A 22055-nucleotide genomic window follows, 5' to 3' on the forward strand; every position below is an offset into this window, starting at 1 on the left:
TCAAGGGGTCCCCCCCTACGGGTCCGTACATCTGGAGTCTGACGAGAAACCAGCCGCCAGGTCTGACGACCGGTGTGGCCCGCGCCACTACCGTCGATGAGGTGACTGTCATTGCGACCGAAAGCCTGAGCAAGCGGTTCCCCCGGGTGACCGCGCTTGACCGGCTCTCCTTGGACATCGGCCCCGGTGTGACCGGGCTGGTGGGCGCCAACGGAGCCGGCAAGTCCACGTTGATCAAGATCCTGCTGGGTCTGTCTCCCGCCACCGAGGGCCGGGCCGCAGTGCTCGGGCTCGATGTCTCGACCAGCGGCGCCGCCATCCGGGAACGGGTCGGCTACATGCCCGAGCACGACTGCCTGCCGCCCGACGTCTCGGCCACCGAGTTCGTCGTCCACATGGCCAGGATGTCCGGACTGCCGCCCACCGCGGCACGCGAACGCACCGCGGACACACTGCGCCACGTCGGCCTGTACGAGGAGCGCTACCGCCCCATCGGGGGCTACTCCACCGGTATGAAACAGCGGGTGAAGCTGGCCCAGGCCCTGGTCCACGACCCGAAGCTGGTCCTCCTTGACGAGCCGACCAACGGCCTGGACCCGGTCGGCCGCGACGAGATGCTCGGTCTGATCCGGCGGGTTCACACCGACTTCGGCATCTCGGTCCTGGTCACCTCGCACCTCCTGGGCGAACTGGAACGCACCTGCGACCACGTCGTCATCATCGACGGCGGAGCCCTGCTGCGCTCCAGCTCCACCAGCGATTTCACCCAGAGCACCACGACCCTCGCGGTCGAGGTCACCGACAGCGACACCCACCCCGACGGCACCGACGCCCTGCGCCGTGCCCTCACCGCCACGGGGATCAAGCTGGTGGGCCTCGACGGTCTGGACACCGAGGGACTGCCGGGAGCGGGCCGCATCCTGCTGATCGAGGCGACCGGCGAGGAGACGTACGACATCGTCCGCGACAGCGTCGCCGGCCTCGGGCTCGGCCTCGTCCGGATGGAACAGCGCCGCCACCACATCGCCGAGGTCTTCCGTACCGAAGAGGCACCGGCAGCGCAGGCCGTGACGCAGAACGCGTCCGTGGCCGCCGGGGCCGTACAGCAGAAGGGGAGCGGCAGCGATGAGCACTGAGACCGGCATCGCGACCGGGAGCGAGACCTCCCGGATCCACAACATCGGCTACCGCGCCTACGACGGACCGCGCCTCGGCCGGGCCTACGCGCGCCGCTCGCTCTACTCGCAGTCCCTGCGCGGTTCCTTCGGGCTCGGCCGTTCGGTCAAGTCCAAGGTGCTGCCTATGCTGCTGTTCGGCGTGATGTGCCTGGTGGCGGCGATCATCGTGGCGGTGGCCATCGCCGCCCCCGACACGACGAAGCTGCCGGTCAAGTACACCTCGTACGCGGTCTACCTCCAGGCGGTCATCGGCCTGTTCCTCGCCTCGCAGGCACCGCAGTCGGTCTCCAGGGACCTTCGTTTCAAGAGCGTGCCGCTGTACTTCTCCCGGCCGATCGAGCGGGGCGACTACGTCATCGCCAAGTTCGCCGCCATGGCCTCCGCACTCTTCGTCCTCACCGGTGCGCCGCTCGTCATCCTCTACGCGGGCGCGCTGCTCGCGAAGTTCGACTTCGGCGACCAGACCAAGTGGTTCGCCCAGGGAATGGTGTCGGTGGCGCTGCTCTCCGTACTCTTCGCAGGCCTCGGCCTGGTGATGGCCGCCCTCACCCCGCGCCGGGGCTTCGGCGTCGCCGCGGTGATCGCGGTGCTCACCATCTCCTACGGTGCGGTCTCCACCGTCCAGGGCATCGCCTGGTCGACGGGGTCCGCCGGATCCGTCCCGTGGCTGGGGCTCTTCTCCCCGATCACCCTGATCGACGGTGTGCAGACCGCGTTCCTCGGAGCGACCTCCGCCTTCCCCGGCGGACACGGCCCGGGAGCCGGTGCCGGAGTGGTCTATCTGATCGTTGTCCTCGCGCTCATCGCCGGTTCGTACGCCGTACTGATGCGCCGCTACCGGAGGGTCGGGCTGTGACCACCATCGAGATCGACCACACCTCCCGCTGGTTCGGCAATGTGGTCGCCGTCAACGACGTGAGCATGACCGTGGGACCGGGCGTCACCGGTCTGCTGGGCCCCAACGGTGCCGGCAAGTCCACGCTGATCAACATGATGGCCGGATTCCTCGCTCCGTCGACGGGCACGGTCACGCTCGACGGCAAGGCGATCTGGCGCAACGAGGCCGTGTACCGGGAGATCGGCATCGTGCCCGAGCGGGAGGGCATGTACGACTTCCTGACCGGCCGCGAGTTCGTGGTGGCCAACGCGGAACTGCACGGTCTCGGCGACGCCGAGGCGGCCGCAGCGCTGGCCACGGTCCAGATGGAGTACGCGCAGGACCGCAAGATCTCGACGTACAGCAAGGGCATGCGCCAGCGCGTGAAGATGGCGTCCGCCCTGGTCCACAACCCGTCCGTGCTGCTGCTCGACGAGCCGTTCAACGGAATGGACCCGCGTCAGCGGATGCAGCTGATGGATCTGCTGCGACGGATGGGAGGGGAGGGCCGCACGGTTCTCTTCTCCTCCCACATCCTCGAAGAGGTCGAGCAACTCGCCTCGCACATCGAGGTGATCGTGGCCGGACGGCACGCCGCGTCCGGTGACTTCCGGAAGATCCGCCGGCTGATGACGGACCGCCCCCACCGCTATCTCGTACGGTCCAGCGACGACCGCGCGCTCGCTGCCGCGCTCATCGCTGACCCGTCGACGGCCGGGATCGAAGTGGACCTGACCGAACAGGCCCTGCGCATCCAGGCGGTCGACTTCGGGCGTTTCACCACGCTCCTGCCGAAGGTGGCACGCGAGCAGGGCATCCGGCTGCTGACCGTTTCGCCGTCCGACGAATCCCTCGAATCGGTCTTTTCCTATCTCGTAGCGGCCTGAGTAGTGGCCGATAAGGAGCTGTGAAGCGTCATGTACGACCCCACAGTCGCCCGGCTCACCTACCGGGCCCTGCTCGGCCGGCGCCGGGCCGCCATCCTCTTCATCCTGCCCGCACTGCTGGTGATCATCGCAGTGGCGGTACGGATGTTCGCCGGGGCCGATGACCAGGTCGCCTCCGACGTGCTGGGCGGCTTCGCCATCGCCACCATGGTGCCGCTGATCGGCGTGATCGCCGGTACCGGAGCGATCGGGCCGGAGATCGACGACGGATCGATCGTCTACCTGCTGGCCAAGCCGGTGACCCGGCCGGCGATCATCTTCACCAAGCTGATCGTGGCGATCGCCGTGACGATGGTGTTCTCGGCGGTGCCGACCCTGGTCGCCGGCCTGATCCTCAACGGCAACGGCCAGCAGATCGCGGTGGCTTACACGATCGCCGCCCTGGTCGCCTCGATCGCCTACAGCGCGCTGTTCCTGCTCCTGGGCACGGTCAGCCGGCACGCGGTGGTCCTCGGACTCGTCTACGCGCTGGTCTGGGAGGCCCTCTTCGGCAGCCTGGTCCCCGGTGCGCGCACGCTCAGTGTCCAGCAGTGGTCCCTCGCGCTGGCCGAGAAGGTCGGCGGGGGCGGCGCCATCACCTCCGACGTCGGACTGCCGCTCGCGACGGTGCTGCTGATCCTGGTCACCGTGGCGGCGACCTGGTACGCGGGCCAGAAGCTGCGCACCCTGAAGCTCGCCGGCGAGGAGTGAGCGCAGGCATCCTGCGATACGACAACCCTCGTCCGACGGACGGGGGTTGTCGTATGTCGGACAGTCATACGCGTAACGGTACGGATATTGGTTCGTTGCTCAGGTCGCGTGGAGGCAACTGGCATCTGTGGCGTCGAGCTTTCGTGAATTCGGGGAATGCCGATGCCGATGGGACACGTCTACGGGCGAGACCCATCGGGTCGGCCATTGAGCAAGTGGCAACCGTGAGCGTCCTCCGCCCCTGAAGCCCGGGGAGAGGGCCGTCCCCCGCCGCTTTCACGATCGGAAGGCATGTCCATGCCCACGGAAGTCGCCCTGCTCGAATCGCGCGCGCTGCGCGTCGAGCAGATGGGGCGCGTCGACGCCCTCGACAAGGTCAAGAGCCTTGTCATGCTCCCGGATGGAGTTCACGTTCGCACAGAGGACGTGGCTCGTTACTTCGAAGTATCCACAGAGGTCGTCAAGAAGGTGATCCAGCGCCACCGCGCGGAGATGGAGGAGAACGGCCTCAGGCTGCTGCGGGGTGCTGACCTGCGCATTTTCAATAGGGACATGATGTCCCTATTGGGCGGCGGGCAGGGTGAAAGTTATCCACAGGCGCACGCGCAGCTCACGCTCTACACCCGCAGGACCGTCCTCAACGTAGCGATGCTTCTTCGCGACAGCGACATCGCGCGCTGCGTCCGTACGTACCTCCTCGACGCCGAGCAGGACCTGCGGGCGGGATACGCCTCGCTCGAACACCGCGTCACCCGGGTCGAAAGCTGCCTGGCCGGTGTCGGTACCGCTCTGCAGGAGCTGGGGCCGGTGCTCAACCGGATGTCGTTGCGGCTCGACAGTCTCGACCGGAGGCTGGAGGTCACGCAGCAGGTGGTCGGTGGCATGAGCGTGTGGCTGGGCGGGGTGTCCGAGGACATCGTCCGGCTCGACGGGCGGATGGACGAGCTCGCACGCGACCTGAAGGATCTGAGCCGCCGCAACAGGAGTCGCTGAGCAGGCCCTGATGTCCGGTGCCGCCCGCCACCCGTAAATGAGTGGCACCGGGCGTCGAGGGAACGGCACAGTGGGCGGTACGGCACACGCCGGGATCGGCACCACAGACCGGGAGAGGAGCGCGGCGATGACCGAGAGTCCGAGTCCGCCGAGCTCCCACCAGGGCGTGGCCGAGCGGGCACCGGAGTAGTCAGCGACTGCTCCGCCGAGCCGCTTCGAGCAGTACGCCCGGGCGGCCGTCCACGCGCATCGCGCACGGCCGCCCTCCCGGAGGATTGGCCGAGTGGTAAGGCAGCGGCTTGCTAAGCCGTCGTCGGGGCCGTAAACCCCGCGCGCGTTCGATCCGCGCATCCTCCGCCTCAGGCAGCCGGCCCCCGCAGGCTTCCGGATGATCTCTCGGTTTGGAACCGGCCGGACCCCACGAGCCCGGCACGACCCGAACGAGCGACCCTAGAGCAACTGCTCCAGCGCCACCGCGATCCCGTCGTCCTCGTTCGACGCGGTGATCTCGTGGGCCACGGCCTTCAGGTCCTCGTGCGCGTTGGCCATCGCCACGCCGTGCTGCGACCAGGCGAACATCGGGATGTCGTTCGGCATGTCACCAAAGGCGATCGTGTCCGCCGCCTTCACTCCCAGCCGACGCGCGGCCAGCGAGAGGCCGGTGGCCTTGCTGAGCCCCAGCGGCAGGATCTCCACGACCCCCGGGCCGGCCATGACCACGTCGACCAGATTGCCGACCGCCGCTCGCGCGGCCTTCGCCAGTGCGTCGTCGTCCAGATCCGGGTGCTGGATGTAGACCTTGTTCAGGGGGGCAGCCCACATCTCGGCCGTGTCCTGCACGAAGACGGCAGGCAGCGGACCCTCCTGCACGCGGTAGTCCGGGCCGACCAGCACCTCGCCTTCGAGCCCGTCCCGGCTGGCCGCCAGCGCCAGCGGGCCGACCTCTGCCTCGATCTTGGAGAGCGCGAGACCGGCGAGCTGCCGGTCCAGCGTCAGCGAGGTCAGCAGTTTGCGCTCGCCCGCGTGGTAGACCTGCGCACCCTGGCCACAGACCGCCAGGCCCTCGTAGCCCAGGTCGTCCAGGATGTGCCGGGTCCACGGGACGGCGCGGCCGGTGACGATGATGTGCGCCGCACCGGCCGCGGTGACCGCGGCCAGTGCCTCGCGGGTGCGCCCGGAGACCGTGTCGTCGTCACGCAGCAGCGTGCCGTCGAGATCGGTCGCGACGAGCTTGTAGGGAAAGGTCACTTGGCGACCGGTTCCAGAACCTCACGCCCGCCCAGGTACGGACGGAGCACCTCGGGCACCCGTACCGAACCGTCGGCCAGCTGGTGGTTCTCCAGGATCGCCACGATGGTGCGCGGGACGGCGCAGAGCGTGCCGTTCAGCGTGGACAGCGGCTGGAGCACCTTCTTGCCGTCGCGGGTGTCACGCATCCGGACGGACAGCCGGCGTGCCTGGAAACCGTCGCAGTTGGACGCGGAGGTCAGCTCGCGGTACTTGCCCTGGGTCGGGATCCACGCCTCGCAGTCGAACTTCCTGGAGGCCGAGGCCCCCAGGTCGCCGGTGGCGACATCGATCACCTGGAAGGGCAGCCCGAGAGCGGTGAGCCACTGCTTCTCCCAGTCCAGCAGACGCTGGTGCTCGGCCTGGGCGTCCGCCGGGTCGACGTACGAGAACATCTCGACCTTGTCGAACTGGTGGACCCGGAAGATGCCGCGGGTGTCCTTGCCGTACGTACCGGCCTCGCGGCGGAAGCACGGCGAGAAGCCGGCGTAGCGCAGCGGCAGCTTGGCCGCGTCGATGATCTCGTCCATGTGGTACGCCGCGAGCGGTACCTCGGAGGTGCCGACCAGGTAGAAGTCGTCCTTCTCCAGGTGGTACACGTTCTCCGCGGCCTGGCCGAGGAAGCCGGTGCCCTCCATGGCGCGCGGGCGGACCAGCGCCGGGGTGAGCATCGGGATGAAGCCGGCCTCGGTGGCCTGGGCGATCGCCGCGTTGACGAGGGCGAGCTCCAGCAGCGCGCCGACGCCCGTCAGGTAGTAGAAGCGCGAGCCGGACACCTTGGCGCCGCGCTCCATGTCGATCGCGCCGAGCGCCTCGCCGAGCTCCAGGTGGTCCTTGGGCTCGAAGCCCTCGGCACCGAAGTCGCGGATGGTGCCGTGCGTCTCCAGGACGACGAAGTCCTCCTCGCCACCGACCGGCACGTCCTCGTGGACGATGTTGCCGAGCCGCAGCAGCAGGCTCTTGGTCTCCTCGTCGGCCTCGTCCTGTGCGGCGTCGGCCGCCTTGACGTCGACCTTGAGCTGCTCGGCCTTCTTCAGGAGCTCGGCGCGCTCCTCCGGAGAGGCCTTGGGGATGAGCTTGCCGAGCGATTTCTGCTCGGAACGGAGTTCGTCGAACCGAACCCCGGACGACCTGCGCCGCTCGTCGGCGGAGAGAAGGGCGTCGACGAGTTCGACGTCCTCTCCACGGGCGCGCTGGGAGGCGCGAACACGGTCGGGGTCCTCACGAAGCAGGCGAAGGTCAATCACCCCTCCAGGCTACCGGTGTCGGCTTCCCCAGCTCGAACCGATATCGGCAAGCGTGTCACTTTGCCCGAATTGCCGGTATTAGTAACGCTGGAGGGGAATCCCTGGCGAGCCCGACGGATGTCGCCGTCAGTAAAGAGGCCCTATTCCCCTAAATGGGGCAGAAGGGTTCATGTGCCTTGACGTACCCGCCTTGCCCGCAAGGGGAGTTGGCCGACGCTTGTCCACAGGGGGTGGTGGTTCCCAAAAGTTATCCACAGGCTGTGAGGAAGATCTGTGGACATGGGGAGATCATTCCGAAAGCGGCGTGAAGGTTCATGGGGTCCCACCTCAAACCCGCCTTGCGTGCTCGTTCGGGTGGGAATTCCTCGCCTAAAGAGTTGATCAATGGAATTGGGGTGACACGGGGCGCCCTGCCGGCCTGTGGATGGATCTGGGCGGGCTGGGGGAGATTTGTCGACCATGTCGCATTGCGGTGTCGACTTGTCCCCAGGTCGAGACTCGCTCCTGTGGATAACTTTGCCGACGATGACAATCTGCTGATCGCACCAGAGAGAGGGGTGCGCGGAGGGGCAGGGTCGCGAGGGCGAATGGACGTGAGAGTGCGAGAGCGTGAAGGGGTGTGCGAGGGCGTGAGGGTGTGAAGGGGTGAGGGTCCGACGGGCGGCCGGGGGCCGTCAGGGCCGCCCGTCCTGGTTCCGGGCCAGCCAGTCGGAGGCCACCGTGAACTCCGAGTCCGACGTACCCGCACGCAAGGGGCCAACGTCCGCAGGCGTCACGCCGGCCCGCGGATAGGAGCCGAGGAAGCGGACGTTCGGGCAGATCCGCTTCAGCCCCATCAGCGCCTCACCCACCCGCCGGTCGGAGATGTGGCCTTCGGCGTCCACCGCGAAGCAGTAGTTCCCGATGCCCGCGCCCGTCGGCCGGGACTGGATCAGCATCAGGTTCACCCCGCGCACCGCGAACTCCTGGAGCAGTTCGAGCAGCGCACCGGGATGGTCGTCGCCCAGCCAGATGACCACCGACGTCTTGTCCGCACCGGTCGGCGCCGACGGCCGGGCCGGGCGTCCCACCAGCACGAAACGGGTCTGGGCGTTCTCCGCATCGTGGATCTCGGTCACCAGTGGTTCGAGCCCGTAGGTCGCCGCGGCGAACTCACCGGCGAAGGCGGCGTCGTACCGCCCCTCCTGCACGAGCCGCGCACCGTCCGCGTTGGACGCCGCCGACTCCCATACGGCCTGGGGGAGATGGGCTGCCATCCAGTTGCGCACCTGCGGCTGTGCGGCCGGGTGCGCGGTGACCGTCTTGACGTCGGACAGCTTGGTGCCGGGGCGCACGAGCAGCGCGAAGGTGATGGAGAGCAGCACCTCGCGGTAGATCATCAACGGTTCACCGCTGGTCAGCTGGTCGAGCGTGGTGGTGATGCCGCCCTCGACGGAGTTCTCGATCGGTACGAGTGCCGCGGCGGCCGTGCCGTTGCGCACCGCGTCCAGGGCCGCGGGTACGGACACCATCGGGACGAGCTCGCGGGTCGCGGCTTCCGGGAGCGTACGGAGGGCGACCTCGGTGAAGGTGCCCTCGGGGCCGAGATAGGCGTAGCGCGTGGCGGACATACCGTCACCCTAATGCGCCGGGGTGGCTCAGGACTCCAACAACCGCTGGCCCACGTACTCCCCGCTCGCCGCACCGCCGGGCACCGCGAAGAGGCCGCTCGCCTCGTGGCGGAGGAAGGGCGACAGGGCGTCTCCCCGGTCGAGTTTGCGCTGCACCGGTACGAAGCCCCGCAGCGGATCCGCCTGCCAGCAGATGAACAGCAGCCCGGCGTCCGGGGTGCCGTCCGCGGCGATGCCGTCGTGGTACGAGAACGGGCGGCGGAGCATGGCCGCTCCGCTGTTGCGCTCGGGGGACGAGATCCGGGCGTGGGCGTTGTCGGGGATCAGGAGTCTGCCGTCGGGGCCCGCCTTGTCGAGGTCCATTTCGGTGGTCTCGGTGCCGCCGCTCAGGGGTGCGCCGTCCGCCTTGCGCCGGCCGATGACCCGTTCCTGACGTTCCACCGGGAGCTTCTCCCAGTCGTCGAGCAGCATCCTGATCCGCCGGACGACCGCGTACGAGCCGCCGGCCAGCCATTCGTACTTCGCGTCGTCGGCGCCGGACGGGACGAAGACGCGCCGGTCGAAGTCGTTGTCGGCCGGTTTCGGATTGCCGGTGCCGTCGATCTGGCCCATCAGATTGCGGGCGGTCATCGGCTTGGCGGTGGCGCCGGGCGTGCGGTTGAAGCCGTTCATCTGCCAGCGCACGGTGGCCGTCGAAGCGGCCTCCTTCTGTACGGCTCGCAGCGCGTGGAAGGCGACGAGTGCGTCGTCGGCGCCGATCTGCACCCAGAGGTCGCCGTTGGAGCGGGCGGTGTCGAGGTGGTCGGCGGAGAACGGCGGCAGCGGGTCGAGTCCCGGTGGCCGGCGCCCGGCCAGGCCCGTGCGTTCGAAGAATGTGGCGCCGAAGCCGAAGGTGACGGTCAGCGAGGACGGTCCGGCGTCCAGTGCGATGCCGGTGTCGTGCCCTGTGCCGTCCGCCGCGCCACCCGCGGTGGGTTCGCCGGCCATCAGCCGCTGCGCGGCGGCGGACCAGCGGCGCATCAGGGCGGCCGCCTCCTTCCGCCCGGCGCCGGGGGCCAGGTCGAAGGCGATGAGATGGCCGCTCGCCTGAAGCGGGGTGGTGATCCCCGGTTGATGTTTCCCGTGAAACATCACCTCGGATGAGCCGATGGAGGCCAGCGCGGTCGGCGCGTCGTCCCGCGTCGCGGCGTAGCCGGTCGCACCGCCGGCCGCCCCGATCATCAGGCCGGTGGCCCCGGCCGCGCCCGCGGTGCCGAGCAGCCGCCGCCGGGAGAGGGCGCCGGTGGTCCCGGGCCCGGTCCCGGCCTCGTCGCCGGTCTTCTTGGTCTCGGTGTGTGTGCTGTTTCCGCTCACGATCCCGCTCAGCCGATCTTCACGTTCTTGTCGACCGTCGTCTGGTCGATGTCCGATGTCCGCACGGTCGCCGAGACGTTCCAGTTGCCCGCCATCGGGATCTGGACACCGCCGGCTATCCAGTGCCCCTCGGTCAGCCGGACCGGGACCACCGGAAGGGGGCCGATGTCCTTGGACTTCAGGGTGAGGGCGAGCTTCACCTCGGGGACGTCCATGGCCTTCCCGCTGATGTCAGCGATCCAGATGTGGAGCTCATTGGCCCCGGTACGGCCCGGGGCGATGTCCATTCGGACCGTGCCCCTGCCGTTCTTGCCGCCGGTGCCGAAGGGCAGCGTGAGGTTGACGGGACCGCTCGACGCAGGGGCGGCGGCCGCGTTCGACGCGCGGGCCGCCTCCTCCTCGGTACGGCCGGGCTCGGTCGAGGTCAGGATGGTGGTCACCGCCAGCAGGGCCACCGCGACGCCGACTTCGGCCAGCACCGAGCGGCGGAGGCCGGAGCGGTCGGGGTCGGCATCACGCACCCGCTTCTTCTCAGCGGTTGCCACGGCGGCCTTCTGGCGGGCGAGCTGGACGGCTCGCGCGGGGTCCTGCGACACCGGGTCCTGCGACACCGGGTGCTGCGACACGGGGTCCTGTGACACCGAGTCCTGCGACACCGAGTCCGAATCGGCCTTGGTCTCGGTAGCGGCTTCGGTAGCGGCCCCGGCCCTGGCCTCGGCCATGACTTCGGCCTCGACTTCGGCCTCGACTGCGGTCTCGGCTTCGGCCTCGACTGCGGCCACCGGCGCCGCAGCCGCGCCACCGCCGGCCGCCAGCCGTGCCGTCCACCGGCGTGAGATCGACGCGACCCCGACGAGGACCGCGACGAGCCCCACCTTCACGAGCAGCAGCTGCCCGTACCCGGTGTCGGTCAGCGCGGACCAGGAGCCCAGCTGACGCCAGGACTGGTAGATCCCGGTGGCGGCGACCACGAGGACACTGCCGAACGCGATCCGGGAGAAGCGCCGTACCGCGTCGGCGGTGACGTCGGGCGTGCGGTACAGCGCGACCAGCAGGGCCGCGAGCCCGCCCAGCCAGGTGGCTACGGCCAGGAGATGGAGCACGTCGACCGGCATGGCGACCCCCGGCTGGATGCCGGTCGACGCGTGCTCGGCGAGCGCCCAGGTCCCGGCGATCCCGGCGGCGATGACCGCCCCGCCGATGGCGAGGCCGAAGGTGAGGTCCTTCTTCTCGCGTTCGTCCTCGCGCTTCGCGTACGTCCCGAACAGCACGGCGATGAACAGCGCACTGGCTCCGAGCAACAGCAGCCGCGAGACGAGTGCGGCGCCGGGCTTGGTGTCGAGGACCGCCGTCAGCCCGTCGAGGTCGAAGGCGTCCGCGAGCTTCCCGGAGCCGGTGTAGGGGTTGCGCAGCAGCAGCATGGCGAGAGTGGCCGCGGTGAGGGTCGTCCAGCCGCGCACCACGAGGCGTTGCAGCGGGCGCGCGCCCGCCCCGCGCTGCCAGCAGGCGAGCACGAAGGCCGCGCCGCCCACGAGCACGATGAAGCCGGCGTACGCGGCGTAGCGCGCGATGCCGTAGAGCGTGCCGACGAGGCCGCCCCCGGCCTCGTTGTCCGGGAGGGCGACGGTGGTCTTCGAGGGGGCGCCGATGGAGAAGGTGAAGGCTCCGGAGACCGGATGGCTGTCGGCGGAGACGGCCTGCCAGGCGACGGTGTACGTGCCGTCGGGCAGGCCGGCGTGCAGGGCGACGCCGTATTGCACGGTGGAGCCGCTGTGCAGGTCGAGCGGGGCGGCCTCGGTGTCGGCGCGCTTGCCGTCGGGGTCCAGGACCCGGATGGATCCCTCGCCCATGGCCACCTGCTCGGAGAAGGTCAGCGTGACCTGTTTGGGTGCGGTGTCGACCACCGCCCCGTCCTGCGGGTCGCTCCCGGTGAGTGCGGCGTGAGCCGACGCGGGACCCGCTACGGCCAGCAGCAGGCCGAACACCATGCCGATCAGAGCGGCGAGGAGTCCGGCCGCGGCGAGCGGCCGGCGTATGGCGGGTACGGACGGGGGCGGCCCGAAGTGCGGGGCGGTGGCTGTCATGGTCTGTCAGTCCCTCACTGCTTCTTCGGGTTGTGGGTGGTCTCCTTCACGGGAAGGTCGACCTTGATCGGGCCGGCCTTCTCGAAGTGCAGCTCCATGGACACCTTCTCGCCCTGCTTGGGCTGCTGCTTGAGCTTCATGAACATGATGTGGTTTCCGCCGCGTTCCAGGTCCAGCTCACCGCCCGCGGGTACGGCGAAGGACGTCACCATGCGCATCGCCTGGTTCTTCGTCTCGTGGATCGTGACGTCGTCCGAGAGCGGGCTGGTGACAGAGGTGAGCCGGTCGGAGCTGCCGCCGCTGTTCTGCACGACGAGGAAGGCGGCCGCCATGTCGTTGACGGGCTGCGGCATGAACGCGCCGATGACCTTCAGCTCCGGCTCGCTGCCCGAGGAGGAGCACCCCGCCAGCGTCAGACCCGTGGAGAGGGCCAGGACGCCGGCGAGGGTGGTGCGGCGGTTCAAGGCTTCTCCCCCTTGATGAGCTTGGGGAGGTCCTTGGTGTAGTCGTCGGGCGTGGTGTCCTCGCTGTACAGCACGTATCCCTGGTCGGTCTTCGGGGAGAACGCGATGACCTGCGAGCCGTGCATCGAGACGATCGTGCCGTCCTTCTCCTTCTTCGGTGCGTCGATACCGATGCCGATCTGCCGGGCGCCCGCCTGGATGGTCGGGAAGTCGCCGGTGAGACCGGTGAAGGACGGGTCCTGGGACTTGAGCCAGCTGCCCAGTGAGGACGGAGTGTCCCGCTCCGGGTCGGTGGTGACGAAGACGACCTGGAGCTTGTCCCGGTCGGCCTCGGGGAGGGACTTCTTGGCGATCGCGATGTTGCTCATGATGAGCGGGCAGACGTCGGGGCAGTTGGTGTAGCCGAAGTAGATGAGCGTCGGCCTGCCCTTGGTCTTCTCACGCAGGTCGTACTTCTTGCCATGGGTGTCGGTGAGGACGAGATTCGGCTTGGTGAACGGCTGGTCGAGCACCGTCGCGGCCTTGGTCTTCGCCTCCATCGACACGTCGGCGATGGGCTTCTTGCTGTCGTTGTCACTGCCGCCGCAGGCGGACAGGGTGAGCGCGGCCGCGGCGACGAGCGCCGCGGCCAGCACAGACTTCTTAACCATGGAGCACTGATTCCTGATGGGTCGGTGTGGCGGGTGGGGCTTTGGACGGTCAGGCGGTACGCCGACGGCCGGCCAGGACGCCGAAGGCGACACCCGCGACGCCGATGACGATGCCGACGATGCCGAGGACGCGGGCCGTGGTGTCGCTGGAGGAGCCGGACGAGGACGCCGAAGCCGTCGTCTTCTCGTCCTTCGCGTGGTCTGCGGAATCGCTCGTGTCGCCGGAGGCGGCCGCCGCGCCGTGCGCGCCGTCGGTGGCGGCCGTCAGCTTGAGGACCGGAGCGGGACTCTCGGGCTCCTCGGCCCCGTCCTTCTGCTCCTCGATCCAGCGGACGACTTCCTTGTTGTCGTACGTCTGGATGGCCTTGAACACGAGCTGGTCGGCGTCCTCGGGGAGCTGGCCGACGGAGAGCGGGAACTGCTGGAAGCGGCCGGGCTCGATCTTGCCGCCGTCCGCGGTCCAGGTGACCTTGGAGACGGCCTTGTCGATCTTCTTGCCGTGCATGTCGAGCGGCTTGGCCAGCTTGCTCGTGGTGACGTCGATCTTCCAGCCGGGGATTGCCTCGGGCTGGACGGAGGCCAGCGGGTGGTCGGTCGGGAAGTTGACCTCGAGCTTGGTCGTCGCGGCGTCGTCACGCTCGTTGGGGACCTTGAAGTTGATGACGGCGTAACCGCCCTTGGCGGCCTCGCCCTGCGGCTGGACGCTGACGTGGGCGGAAGCCGTACCGGCCAGGATCAGCACGGTGGACGCGGCGACGCCGCCGACGAGGGCGATGCGAGAGACGTTCATGTCAGGAATCACTCCACGAAGCACGAAGGAAGGGTGCTCCGCCGCACGGGTGCGCGACGGAATCGCGACACCTCTTCCCTCACGAGCGGAATGTGTGCGCCGACCCGTACCGGCACCGGAGAGGTACCTGCGAGGGGCGCGTGCATCGAGTGGAGGGTGTCGCGTCAGGCTGCGAGGGCGAGTACGGGTGGCGGCCCGCGCCTGATCACCATGTGCTGCAAGGGATCCCCGGTGGCCGGGGATGGTGCGTCCACAGCCGTACGGAGGATGCGCGGCCCGGTCGTCGGTCCGCCCGGAAGACCCGCGCGCAGGGCGGACACGAGGACGAGTGCCGCGCGCAGCGCCCGCAGCCGGGCCCCGGCCGCCACCTGCTGGGCGCCGTGCGCCGACAGCCGGGCGAGCCGGAAGAGGGCGATCTCGCCGCGCCGCAGCAGCCAGCCGGTGGCCAGCGCGGCCAGCAGGTGGCCGAGCAGCATGGGCAGGCTGGGGAACATTCCGGCGAGGCCGGCCGCTCCGGTGCCGAGCATGCTCCCGGAGGGGGCGGCGGCCATGTGCTGATGGGCCTGCTCGGTCACCGACGCCGGGTCGATGCCCGCGGTGGTGACGATGCGATGGGCGTCGGTGGCGTTCAACTGCGCCGGGCCCGCCCCGCAGACGAGGCTCGCCGCGAACCGGATCAGTGAGTCCTCGCCGGCCGGCGGCTGGGGCGTCGCGGTGTGCGTACCCACACCGAAGAGCGTGTGCAGTGCGATCTGTCCGCCGGCCAGGCCCGCGGCGATCGACGGCAGCGAGCGTTCGCGTCCGGCCAGCGGTACCGCCACCGCGAGGATCCCGAGGAACCCGGCGAGCAGTGTCCATCCGGGCACCGCCGTGCAGGAGGCCAGTGCGTGTCCGGCCGCGGACAACGCGACGCAGACCGCGGCGAACACCGCGGCCCTCAGAAGCCGCAGACCGGCTCCGGCGCGTCCCACAGACGTAGACATGGCCGGGTCATCATCGCATTGCGCACCCAGCCGCCGTACGGCAGGTCCGGAAGGTCGCCTTCCGCCCGATTGGCTGCGAGCCGGGCTGTTGAAGGTGGTTGCGGATGGGGTAGGAACCGCCTTGTGGGCCGGGCAAGCACAGGTGTCGCGAGCCCGGGTATCCGCCGAATGAGCGGTCTCACATCCCGTCTGTGCTTACGAACGGCACCGGGCGGCAATACGTATCGGTATGTCGAGCCGCAGCCAGGAGGCTGGAGCATGAGCATGTGGTGGTCACTCCATCTGCGGCGCGAAGCTGCGAGCGTTCCGCTCGCCCGTCGGTTCCTGCTCGGCACGATGGAATCCGCGGGCGTGGACCCGGACATCTCCTACGACCTGTCGGTCGCGCTCAGCGAGGCGTGTGCGAACGCCGTCGAGCACGGCGGGGCGCATCGTGTTCCGGATGATGTCGGGGAGATCTGGGACGCGTGGGGAGAGCCGTCGGGTACGGCCTGCGGGCAGTACCAGGTCACCGCATATCTCAATGGCGAGAGATGCCGTATCGAAGTCGCCGACTCGGGCCCCGGCTTTCCCGCCAGACGCACGCTTCGCGATGCCGCACACCAACAACACCAAGCGCAGCAGTACGACCCGCACCAGCAGGATCCATATCGTCATGAACCGTGGCAGTTCCAGCCACAGCCGGCCGGGCAGCAGACCGGACATCCGCCGCTCGCCGCCGAGAGCGGGCGGGGCCTGTGCCTGATCGAGCAGCTCGCCGACCACGTCCACTTCGGCAACCGGCCGGGGCGCGGTGGCGCGGTGGTGAGCTTCGACAAGGTCCTGAAATGGCGGGAGGGCGCCCTGCTCATGGTGTCCTGAGCAGAGCGCCCTCCGGCGCGCGTCGACGGCCGGGAACCGGCCGTCGGCAGGTCAGCCCTTGAGCCGGGCCATCCACGCCTCGACCTCGTCGGCCTGCCGGGGCAACTGGTCCGAGAGGTTCCGGTTGCCGTCCTCGGTGACGAGGATGTCGTCCTCGATCCGGACGCCGATGCCGCGGTACTCCTCGGGGACGGTCAGGTCGTCGGCCTGGAAGTAGAGACCGGGCTCGACGGTGAGACACACCCCCGGCTCCAGCGTTCCGTTGACGTACGACTCCGTCCGCGCGGCGGCGCAGTCGTGGACGTCCATGCCGAGCATGTGTCCGGTGCCGTGCAGGGTCCAGCGGCGCTGCAGACCCAGCTCCAGGACCTCTTCCACGGACCGGTCGCCGAGCAGACCCCACTCGACGAGCTTCTCGGTGAGGACGAGCTGTGCGGCGACGTGGAAGTCACGGAAGCCGGCGCCGGGCTTCACCGCCGCGATACCGGCCTCCTGCGCCTCGTACACCGCGTCGTAGATCTTCCGCTGCAGCGGCGTGAACGTGCCGCTGATGGGAAGGGTGCGGGTCACATCGGCCGTGTAGAGGTCGTTGGTCTCCACGCCGGCGTCGAGCAGCAGCAGCTCGCCGGAGCGCACCGCGCCGTCGTTGCGCACCCAGTGCAGGGTGGTGGCGTGCGGTCCCGCGGCGCAGATCGAGCCGTAGCCGATGTCGTTGCCCTCGATGCGGGCCCGCAGGAAGAACGTTCCCTCGATGTAGCGCTCGCTCGTCGCCTCGGCCTTGTCGAGGACCTTCACGACGTCCTCGAAACCGCGGGCGGTGATGTCGCAGGCCTTCGCCAGCTCGGCGATCTCGAAGGCGTCCTTGACCACGCGTGCCTCGGAGAGGAAGACCCGCAGCTCCTCGTCGCGCTCCGCGGTGACCTTGTCGGTCAGCGCGGCCTCGATGCCGGCGTCGTGACCGCGGACGTTACGGACCGGGCCGGTGGCCTCGGCCAGCGCGGCGGGCAGCTCCCGTACGTCCTTCGCCGGGATGCCGAGCAGCTGCTCGGCCTCGGCGAGGGAGTGGCGGCGGCCGACCCACAGCTCGCCCTGGCCGTCGAGCCAGAATTCGCCGTTCTCACGGTTCGAGCGCGGCAGCAGGTAGACGGTCGCCTGGTGGCCGTCGTCCTTCGGCTCCAGGACGAGGACGCCGTCCTGGGTCTGGTCGCCGGTCAGGTACGCGTACTCGGTGGAGGCGCGGAAGGCGTACTCGGTGTCATTGGAACGGGTCTTCAGCCGGCCCGCGGGAATGACCAGCCGCTCGCCGGGGAAGCGGGCGGAGAGCGCGGCGCGACGGTCGGCGGTGTGTCCGGCCTGAGCGATCGGCTCCAGCCCGTGCAGCTCGGTGTCGGCCCAGCCGGACTTCATGCTCGCGGCGAGTTCGTCGGAGACGCCCGGGTACAGGCCGTTCTTCCGCTGCTTGACCTGCTCTGCCTCTTCGGTCTCCGGGTTCTCCGGGGTGAGCTCCTCAGACACGACTTGTCTCTCCTTGATACGACGCTGGACCCCCTCCATCGTACGGGCGTACGGAAGGGGTCCCAGGGCCGGAAGACCTCTTACAACCGGCGGCACCACGGAGGCGGGGCGCCGGGCGGCGGCTCAGTCGAACCGGGCCGCCAGCAGAACCACGTCTTCTGTGCCGTCACCCTGCTCGGGCCCGTCGGGCAGGACGGTGCGCAGCACATGGTCGGCGACCGATCCGGCGTCGTGGCGCAGCGCCTTGGGGACGCTCGCCGCCGCCGAGTGGAGCCGTGCGAACGCCCGGTCCATCGAGTCGCCTGCCCGGCGCAGGAGGCCGTCGGTGTACAGCAGCACGGTCTCGCCGGGCGCCGGGGCGACCTCCACGCTGGGCGCCTCCCAGCAGGCGAGCATGCCCAGCGGCGCGGACAGGGTGGTCTCGACGTACTCGGTACGCCGGTCGCCGACGATCAGCGGCGGGGTGTGACCGGCCCCGGCCAGCACGATCCTGCGGCGGGTGGGCTCGCAGTAGGCGAAGAGCGCGGTCGCGGAACGGGTCGGCTCGGTCAGCCGCAGCAGGAGCTCAAGATCGGAGAGTACGGCGACCGGGTCCTCGCCCTCCATCACCGCGTACGCCCGCAGACTGGCGCGCAGCCGCCCCATCGTGGCCAGGGCGGTCGGCCCGGAGTCGCTCACCGAGCCGACGGCGAGGCCGAGCGCGCCCTCCGGGAGTGCCAGCGCGTCGTACCAGTCGTTGCCGCCCTGCGGTGCGGTGTGATGGCGTACGGCCAACTCCACGCCGGGGACCCGGGGCAGCCGGCTGGGCAGGAGCTCCTCGGTGACGGTGGCGACATCGGTCCTGGCCCGTTCCAGTTCCAGCAGCCGGGCCAGGTGCTCGGCGGCGTACCCGGCGTACATGCCGACCAGGTGGCGCTGGCGCTCCAGCGGCTCGGCGGGTTCGTCGTAGAACCAGACGGCGGCGGCGAGCCGGCCGGTCCGGGCGGTGGTGATCGGCAGTGCGTAGCTGGCGGCGTAGCCGAGTCGGGCGGCCACCTCGCGCCTGCGGGGGTCCAGGCCGGTGTCGCCGAGCAGGTCGGGGGTGGCCAGCGGGCCTTCGGCGCCGGGCAGACCTTCCAGGATGCGCCCGTAGGACGTGGCGCTGCGGGGCACCGTCTCGATCTGGCCGAGTTCCGCGCGGGCCAGTCCGAGGCCGATGGTGCTGACGGGGCCGCGGCGGTCGGACGGTTGGAACGCGATCAGCCCGCGGCGGGCTCCCACCAGAGCGGCACCGGCTTCGAGCAGTTCGTGAAGTGCGTCGTCCAGAGTGCTGGTACCGGCCAGCCGCTCGGTGAGCTCGTGCAGCGTGGTGAGCTCGGAGACCCAGCCCGCCAGACGGTCCTGGATGAAGGCGCCGGGCGCGGCGGGCACCTCTGTGAGAGGCCCGTCAGTGTGCGTCGAAACCGGAACTGTGGGATCGATTCCAGCCACTTTCGGCAGGTGTGGGGCGCTCATGGTCGCCTGCTTTCCGACTGGTGTTTTTCGTCGAATAGCATCGCAAACTCCCATGCCATTCTGCGCCACTATCAATGCATCCACATGTACACGCACAAGCGAGGCGATGTCCAGCATTGTCCACACAGGATTTGTGGTGTCCAGGCGGCAGCCAACTTGGCCAAAAATTGCACCCTGTGGCAGCGATTGGCGGTCGACTGGGTCCGCTCGGCAGGGATGTCCTCGGGGTGAAGCCCCGAGGGGAGCGTCATTCCGGGCATGCTGGGTACGTAATCGGCAGATGACCAGGGGTGGTTCCCGACCGCTCCCGGAACCTGGCAGCGGGCCCGGACGTCCTCATCTGTGACGGCCACGCCCCACCCCCGAGTGGCGAGGTCGTACGCAAGGGCGGCAGGCGCGATACGCGCCCTGCGCCTCGCCATGATTTCGACTGGAACCGGCTCGATTCGGCTCAGCACAGCTCACGCTCGGTACCGACGATCAACCCGTACCGCAGGCTCGACGAGCATGCACACACAGTGAAATTCCGCACACGCGATGTGACGCACGCGTGGTGTGATGTGGACCCTCGGCGTTCAACGGAAAGGAACGAGCGCTCATGCGCGAGATCCTCGGAAGGCGACGCAGGCTCCGGCTCCGGGACAGGCCCGCCCAGCTCGACGCGGCTCTGACCTGTGCCACCGAGTGGCAGTGGCCCGTACTCCCGGGAGTGGGGCTGCAGCCGGCCGACGGTCGTGGTGAGCGTGGCTGCGCCTGCCCCGACCCCGAATGCGCCGTGCCCGGCGCGCACCCCTGCGACCCCGGACTGCTCGCGGCGACCACCGACCCGCGGATGGTGCGCTGGTGGTGGACGAACCGGCCCACCGCACCGGTCGTGCTGGCCACCGGCGGGCAGGCGCCGTGCGCCCTGAGCCTGCCGGCCGTGGCCGGTGCGGGGGCGCTGGCCGAACTCGACCGGATGGGGATGCGGCTGGGTCCCGTGGTGGCGACGCCGACCCGGTGGTCGCTGCTGGTCGCCCCGTACACCCTCGAACGGCTCGGTGAACTGCTGCACGCGCAGGACTGGGTGCCCAGTTCACTGCGGTTCCACGGCGAGGGGGGCTATCTCGTCCTTCCGCCGTCCGAGACCGGCGCGGGGCAAGTGCGCTGGGAGCGGGCGCCGGACAGGGTCTCGCGGCTGCGGCTGACCGGTGGAGCGCCCGTCGCGGTGGCCGCCTCGCCGTGGCTGCCGGATGTGGGGGCGGTTCTGGACGCGCTGGTCGAAGCGAGCAACAGCGCCCCGGACGGGGGAAGCCGGCTCGCCTACTGACGGGCGGGCGGGCGGTGGCATCGCGCCGGAGTTCGCGCCGCCGGAGTTCTCGGCGCATCGTCACGAATCGCTTCACGCCGGGCGGCCGGGGCCACCGGGGAACACTCGGAACGCGTGTTCCGCCGTATCTTCCGGGCCCGTCGGCCGCCGTCATGGCCTCGTGCCGACTGTGAAAAGGCTGCCGGTGCAAAGGTGTTCGACGGCGGTTTTCTGATGCATTTTCCGAAACGTGTTCGAGGAATGTTCGAGTATCCCTTTCGGGCTCTCCTCGGCCCCTCTTCGGAGTCACCGGACTGTCTCCGGACGGCCATCGGGCTTCCCACGGGCTGCCTACGGACTGGCTGCGGGATCTTCCCGGGAGCTCTTCCGGCGTTGCCCGAACGCAATCAGTTTTCTCCCGAGCCGGGTTGGCGCAGTGCCTCGGCCTGCTGCCGCCCGAGCTGTCGGGAGAGCCGTGACCTGATGGAAGGTCGGGTGGCCGACGGCGGGGGCTTGTGTCACTGAGGGGCTCGTCCGGGGACCTGTGCCAGGTCTGTGCGCTGGTTCGTGCGCCGTGCGGTACGCCGTGGGCGCCGTACCCGGAAATGAGGATGCCCGATCGCTGGCGACGGGGGATGCACCAGCGACCGGGCTTCTAGAACGGTAACAAGAGATCTGCCGTTCGCAAATTCGATCTCGTGTATTCGGACAGCGATTTACCTGTCAGTACGGCGAGTTGTGACGCGAGTCACCGTACGGTCCTGGTGATGGTCACTGTCAGCTGAGTGTCACCTGGCGGTTGGTGAGCCCGCCGCGCGCCCGTCGCTCCTCGGGGGTGAGGGGCGCGTCCGAGGCGAGCGCCGTGGCCAGTTGCTCCGCGAACACGGCGGCGGGCTTCTCGCACTCCTCGGCCCCCATCGCGCTCGGCAGATCCCAGACGGGAACCATCAGGCCGTGCGCGCGGAAGGAGCCGACCAGCCGGGTCCCCTCGCCGAGGGACGAGGCTCCGGCGGCGTGCAGCCGGGCGAGAGCGTCGAGGAGCTGCTCCTCGGGGTGCGGCATGACCCACCGGAGGTGGTTCTTCTCCGGCGTCTCGCACCAGTAGGCGGCGTCCACCCCGGTGAGCAGGACGGTCGGGATCGCGGCGTCGTTCGCGCGCTCCAGGGAGGCGGACACCTCGGCCGTGGCGTTCTCCGCGTCCGGTACCCAGAACTCGAAGCCGGAGTGCACGACGGGCGCGAAGGGCGCGTCCGGGTCCAGGACATCCTGCAGCCGAGGCCCGTCGGCCGGAACGCGCCGGGCGGCAACGGGCGAGCCGGGCTCGGTCTCCAGCGCCCGCTGCAAGGTGTCGGCGAGGTCCCGGCTGAGGTCACCGGAAGAGGTGTCGTTCTGCAGCGCGAGCAGAACCGAGCCGTCGTCGCGACGCAGCGCGGGCCAGGCCATCGGGAGCACGGTCGCGAGCGTCACGGACGGCACGCCCTCGGGCAGCCCGCCCTTCAGCGTCAGCTCGACCGTGGCGGCGGGGACCAGTTCGCGCAGCGCGACCCAGTCGCATTCGCCGGTCAGCCCCTCGAAGGGGCGCTGGACCAGCTCGGTCACGGCCTGGGCGGCGGCGCGGCCGTGACAGGCCTTGTAACGGCGGCCCGAACCGCACGGGCAGGGCTCGCGAGCCCCGACCACCGGGATCTCGCCGTCCTTGAGTTGCTGCTTCCCGGCCTTGGTCTGAGGGCGCTTCTTGGCCATG

19 protein-coding genes and 1 tRNA gene are annotated in these 22055 nt (G+C 69.7%); 8 read left to right on the forward strand and 12 right to left on the reverse strand.

Annotated features, from left to right (window positions below):
• The first annotated feature begins 101 nt into the window (after positions 1-101).
• From FHX80_RS14485 to FHX80_RS14510, 6 genes are all read left to right on the forward strand, one after another.
• Positions 102-1136: an ABC transporter ATP-binding protein gene (locus FHX80_RS14485; RefSeq protein WP_244318262.1), complete on the forward strand. Its 1035-nt coding sequence runs from the start codon at positions 102-104 to the stop codon at positions 1134-1136.
• The gene (locus FHX80_RS14490; protein ID WP_145764580.1) at positions 1126-2034 is read left to right on the forward strand and encodes an ABC transporter permease; all 909 of its coding nucleotides are present in this window, start codon (positions 1126-1128) and stop codon (positions 2032-2034) included. The genes FHX80_RS14485 and FHX80_RS14490 overlap by 11 nt, the downstream gene beginning before the upstream one ends.
• Positions 2031-2942, forward strand: a complete 912-nt coding sequence (locus FHX80_RS14495) for an ABC transporter ATP-binding protein (RefSeq protein ID WP_145764581.1) — start codon at positions 2031-2033, stop codon at positions 2940-2942. The genes FHX80_RS14490 and FHX80_RS14495 overlap by 4 nt, the downstream gene beginning before the upstream one ends.
• 30 nt (positions 2943-2972) lie before the next feature.
• On the forward strand, positions 2973-3692 hold the full coding sequence (locus FHX80_RS14500; RefSeq protein WP_145764582.1) for an ABC transporter permease: 720 nt from the start codon (positions 2973-2975) through the stop codon (positions 3690-3692).
• A 297-nt stretch (positions 3693-3989) separates the two neighbouring features.
• Entirely contained in the window at positions 3990-4685 is a 696-nt protein-coding gene (locus FHX80_RS14505; RefSeq protein WP_145767294.1) for a hypothetical protein, read from the forward strand.
• 269 nt (positions 4686-4954) lie between these two features.
• Positions 4955-5042, forward strand: a tRNA-Ser gene (locus FHX80_RS14510).
• Positions 5043-5135: 93 nt separating this feature from the next.
• On the opposite strand, the gene FHX80_RS14515 is transcribed toward FHX80_RS14510, so the two are convergent.
• The 9 genes from FHX80_RS14515 to FHX80_RS14555 form a co-directional block, all read right to left on the reverse strand.
• Positions 5136-5933 carry an HAD family hydrolase gene (locus tag FHX80_RS14515; protein WP_145764583.1) on the reverse strand — a complete coding sequence of 266 codons (798 nt, stop codon included), beginning with the start codon at positions 5931-5933 and terminating at the stop codon, positions 5136-5138.
• Positions 5930-7219, reverse strand: coding sequence for a serine--tRNA ligase (gene serS / locus FHX80_RS14520; RefSeq protein WP_145764584.1), 1290 nt, complete (start codon positions 7217-7219; stop codon positions 5930-5932). Before serS ends, FHX80_RS14515 begins: the two co-directional genes overlap by 4 nt.
• Positions 7220-7893: 674 nt before the next feature.
• Positions 7894-8829, reverse strand: coding sequence for a prephenate dehydratase (gene pheA, locus FHX80_RS14525; protein ID WP_145764585.1), 936 nt, complete (start codon positions 8827-8829; stop codon positions 7894-7896).
• A gap of 27 nt (positions 8830-8856) precedes the next feature.
• On the reverse strand, positions 8857-10182 hold the full coding sequence (gene efeB, locus FHX80_RS14530; RefSeq protein ID WP_145764586.1) for an iron uptake transporter deferrochelatase/peroxidase subunit: 1326 nt from the start codon (positions 10180-10182) through the stop codon (positions 8857-8859).
• 8 nt (positions 10183-10190) lie between these two features.
• Positions 10191-12266, reverse strand: a complete 2076-nt coding sequence (locus FHX80_RS14535; protein WP_145764587.1) for a copper resistance CopC/CopD family protein — start codon at positions 12264-12266, stop codon at positions 10191-10193.
• 14 nt (positions 12267-12280) lie between these two features.
• Positions 12281-12730 (reverse strand): copper chaperone PCu(A)C, encoded by a 450-nt coding sequence (locus FHX80_RS14540; RefSeq protein ID WP_145764588.1) that lies wholly within the window; start codon positions 12728-12730, stop codon positions 12281-12283.
• On the reverse strand, positions 12727-13380 hold the full coding sequence (locus FHX80_RS14545) for an SCO family protein (protein ID WP_145764589.1): 654 nt from the start codon (positions 13378-13380) through the stop codon (positions 12727-12729). Before FHX80_RS14545 ends, FHX80_RS14540 begins: the two co-directional genes overlap by 4 nt.
• Before the next feature lie 49 nt (positions 13381-13429).
• Entirely contained in the window at positions 13430-14170 is a 741-nt protein-coding gene (locus FHX80_RS14550) for a YcnI family copper-binding membrane protein (RefSeq protein WP_145764590.1), read from the reverse strand.
• A gap of 164 nt (positions 14171-14334) precedes the next feature.
• A complete protein-coding gene (locus FHX80_RS14555) occupies positions 14335-15153 on the reverse strand; it encodes a hypothetical protein (protein WP_208764657.1) in 819 nt (272 codons plus the stop codon).
• A gap of 258 nt (positions 15154-15411) precedes the next feature.
• Here FHX80_RS14555 and FHX80_RS14560 point away from each other — a divergent pair, with 258 nt between their 5' ends.
• The gene (locus FHX80_RS14560) at positions 15412-16014 is read left to right on the forward strand and encodes an ATP-binding protein (RefSeq protein ID WP_145764591.1); all 603 of its coding nucleotides are present in this window, start codon (positions 15412-15414) and stop codon (positions 16012-16014) included.
• Between the two features lie 51 nt (positions 16015-16065).
• Here the strand turns inward: FHX80_RS14560 and FHX80_RS14565 are convergent, their stop codons facing one another.
• A complete protein-coding gene (locus FHX80_RS14565; protein WP_145764592.1) occupies positions 16066-17529 on the reverse strand; it encodes an aminopeptidase P family protein in 1464 nt (487 codons plus the stop codon).
• Positions 17530-17652: 123 nt separating this feature from the next.
• Positions 17653-19140: a PP2C family protein-serine/threonine phosphatase gene (locus tag FHX80_RS14570; RefSeq protein ID WP_208764658.1), complete on the reverse strand. Its 1488-nt coding sequence runs from the start codon at positions 19138-19140 to the stop codon at positions 17653-17655.
• A 481-nt stretch (positions 19141-19621) separates the two neighbouring features.
• Between FHX80_RS14570 and FHX80_RS14575 the strand changes: the two genes are divergently transcribed.
• Positions 19622-20332, forward strand: coding sequence for a bifunctional DNA primase/polymerase (locus tag FHX80_RS14575; protein ID WP_145764593.1), 711 nt, complete (start codon positions 19622-19624; stop codon positions 20330-20332).
• Between the two features lie 756 nt (positions 20333-21088).
• On the opposite strand, the gene FHX80_RS14580 is transcribed toward FHX80_RS14575, so the two are convergent.
• Complete coding sequence (locus FHX80_RS14580; protein WP_145764594.1) at positions 21089-22054, reverse strand: DUF5926 family protein; 966 nt, start codon at positions 22052-22054, stop codon at positions 21089-21091.
• Position 22055 lies beyond the last annotated feature (1 nt).

Source organism: Streptomyces brevispora (assembly GCF_007829885.1).
Classification (GTDB): domain Bacteria; phylum Actinomycetota; class Actinomycetes; order Streptomycetales; family Streptomycetaceae; genus Streptomyces; species Streptomyces brevispora.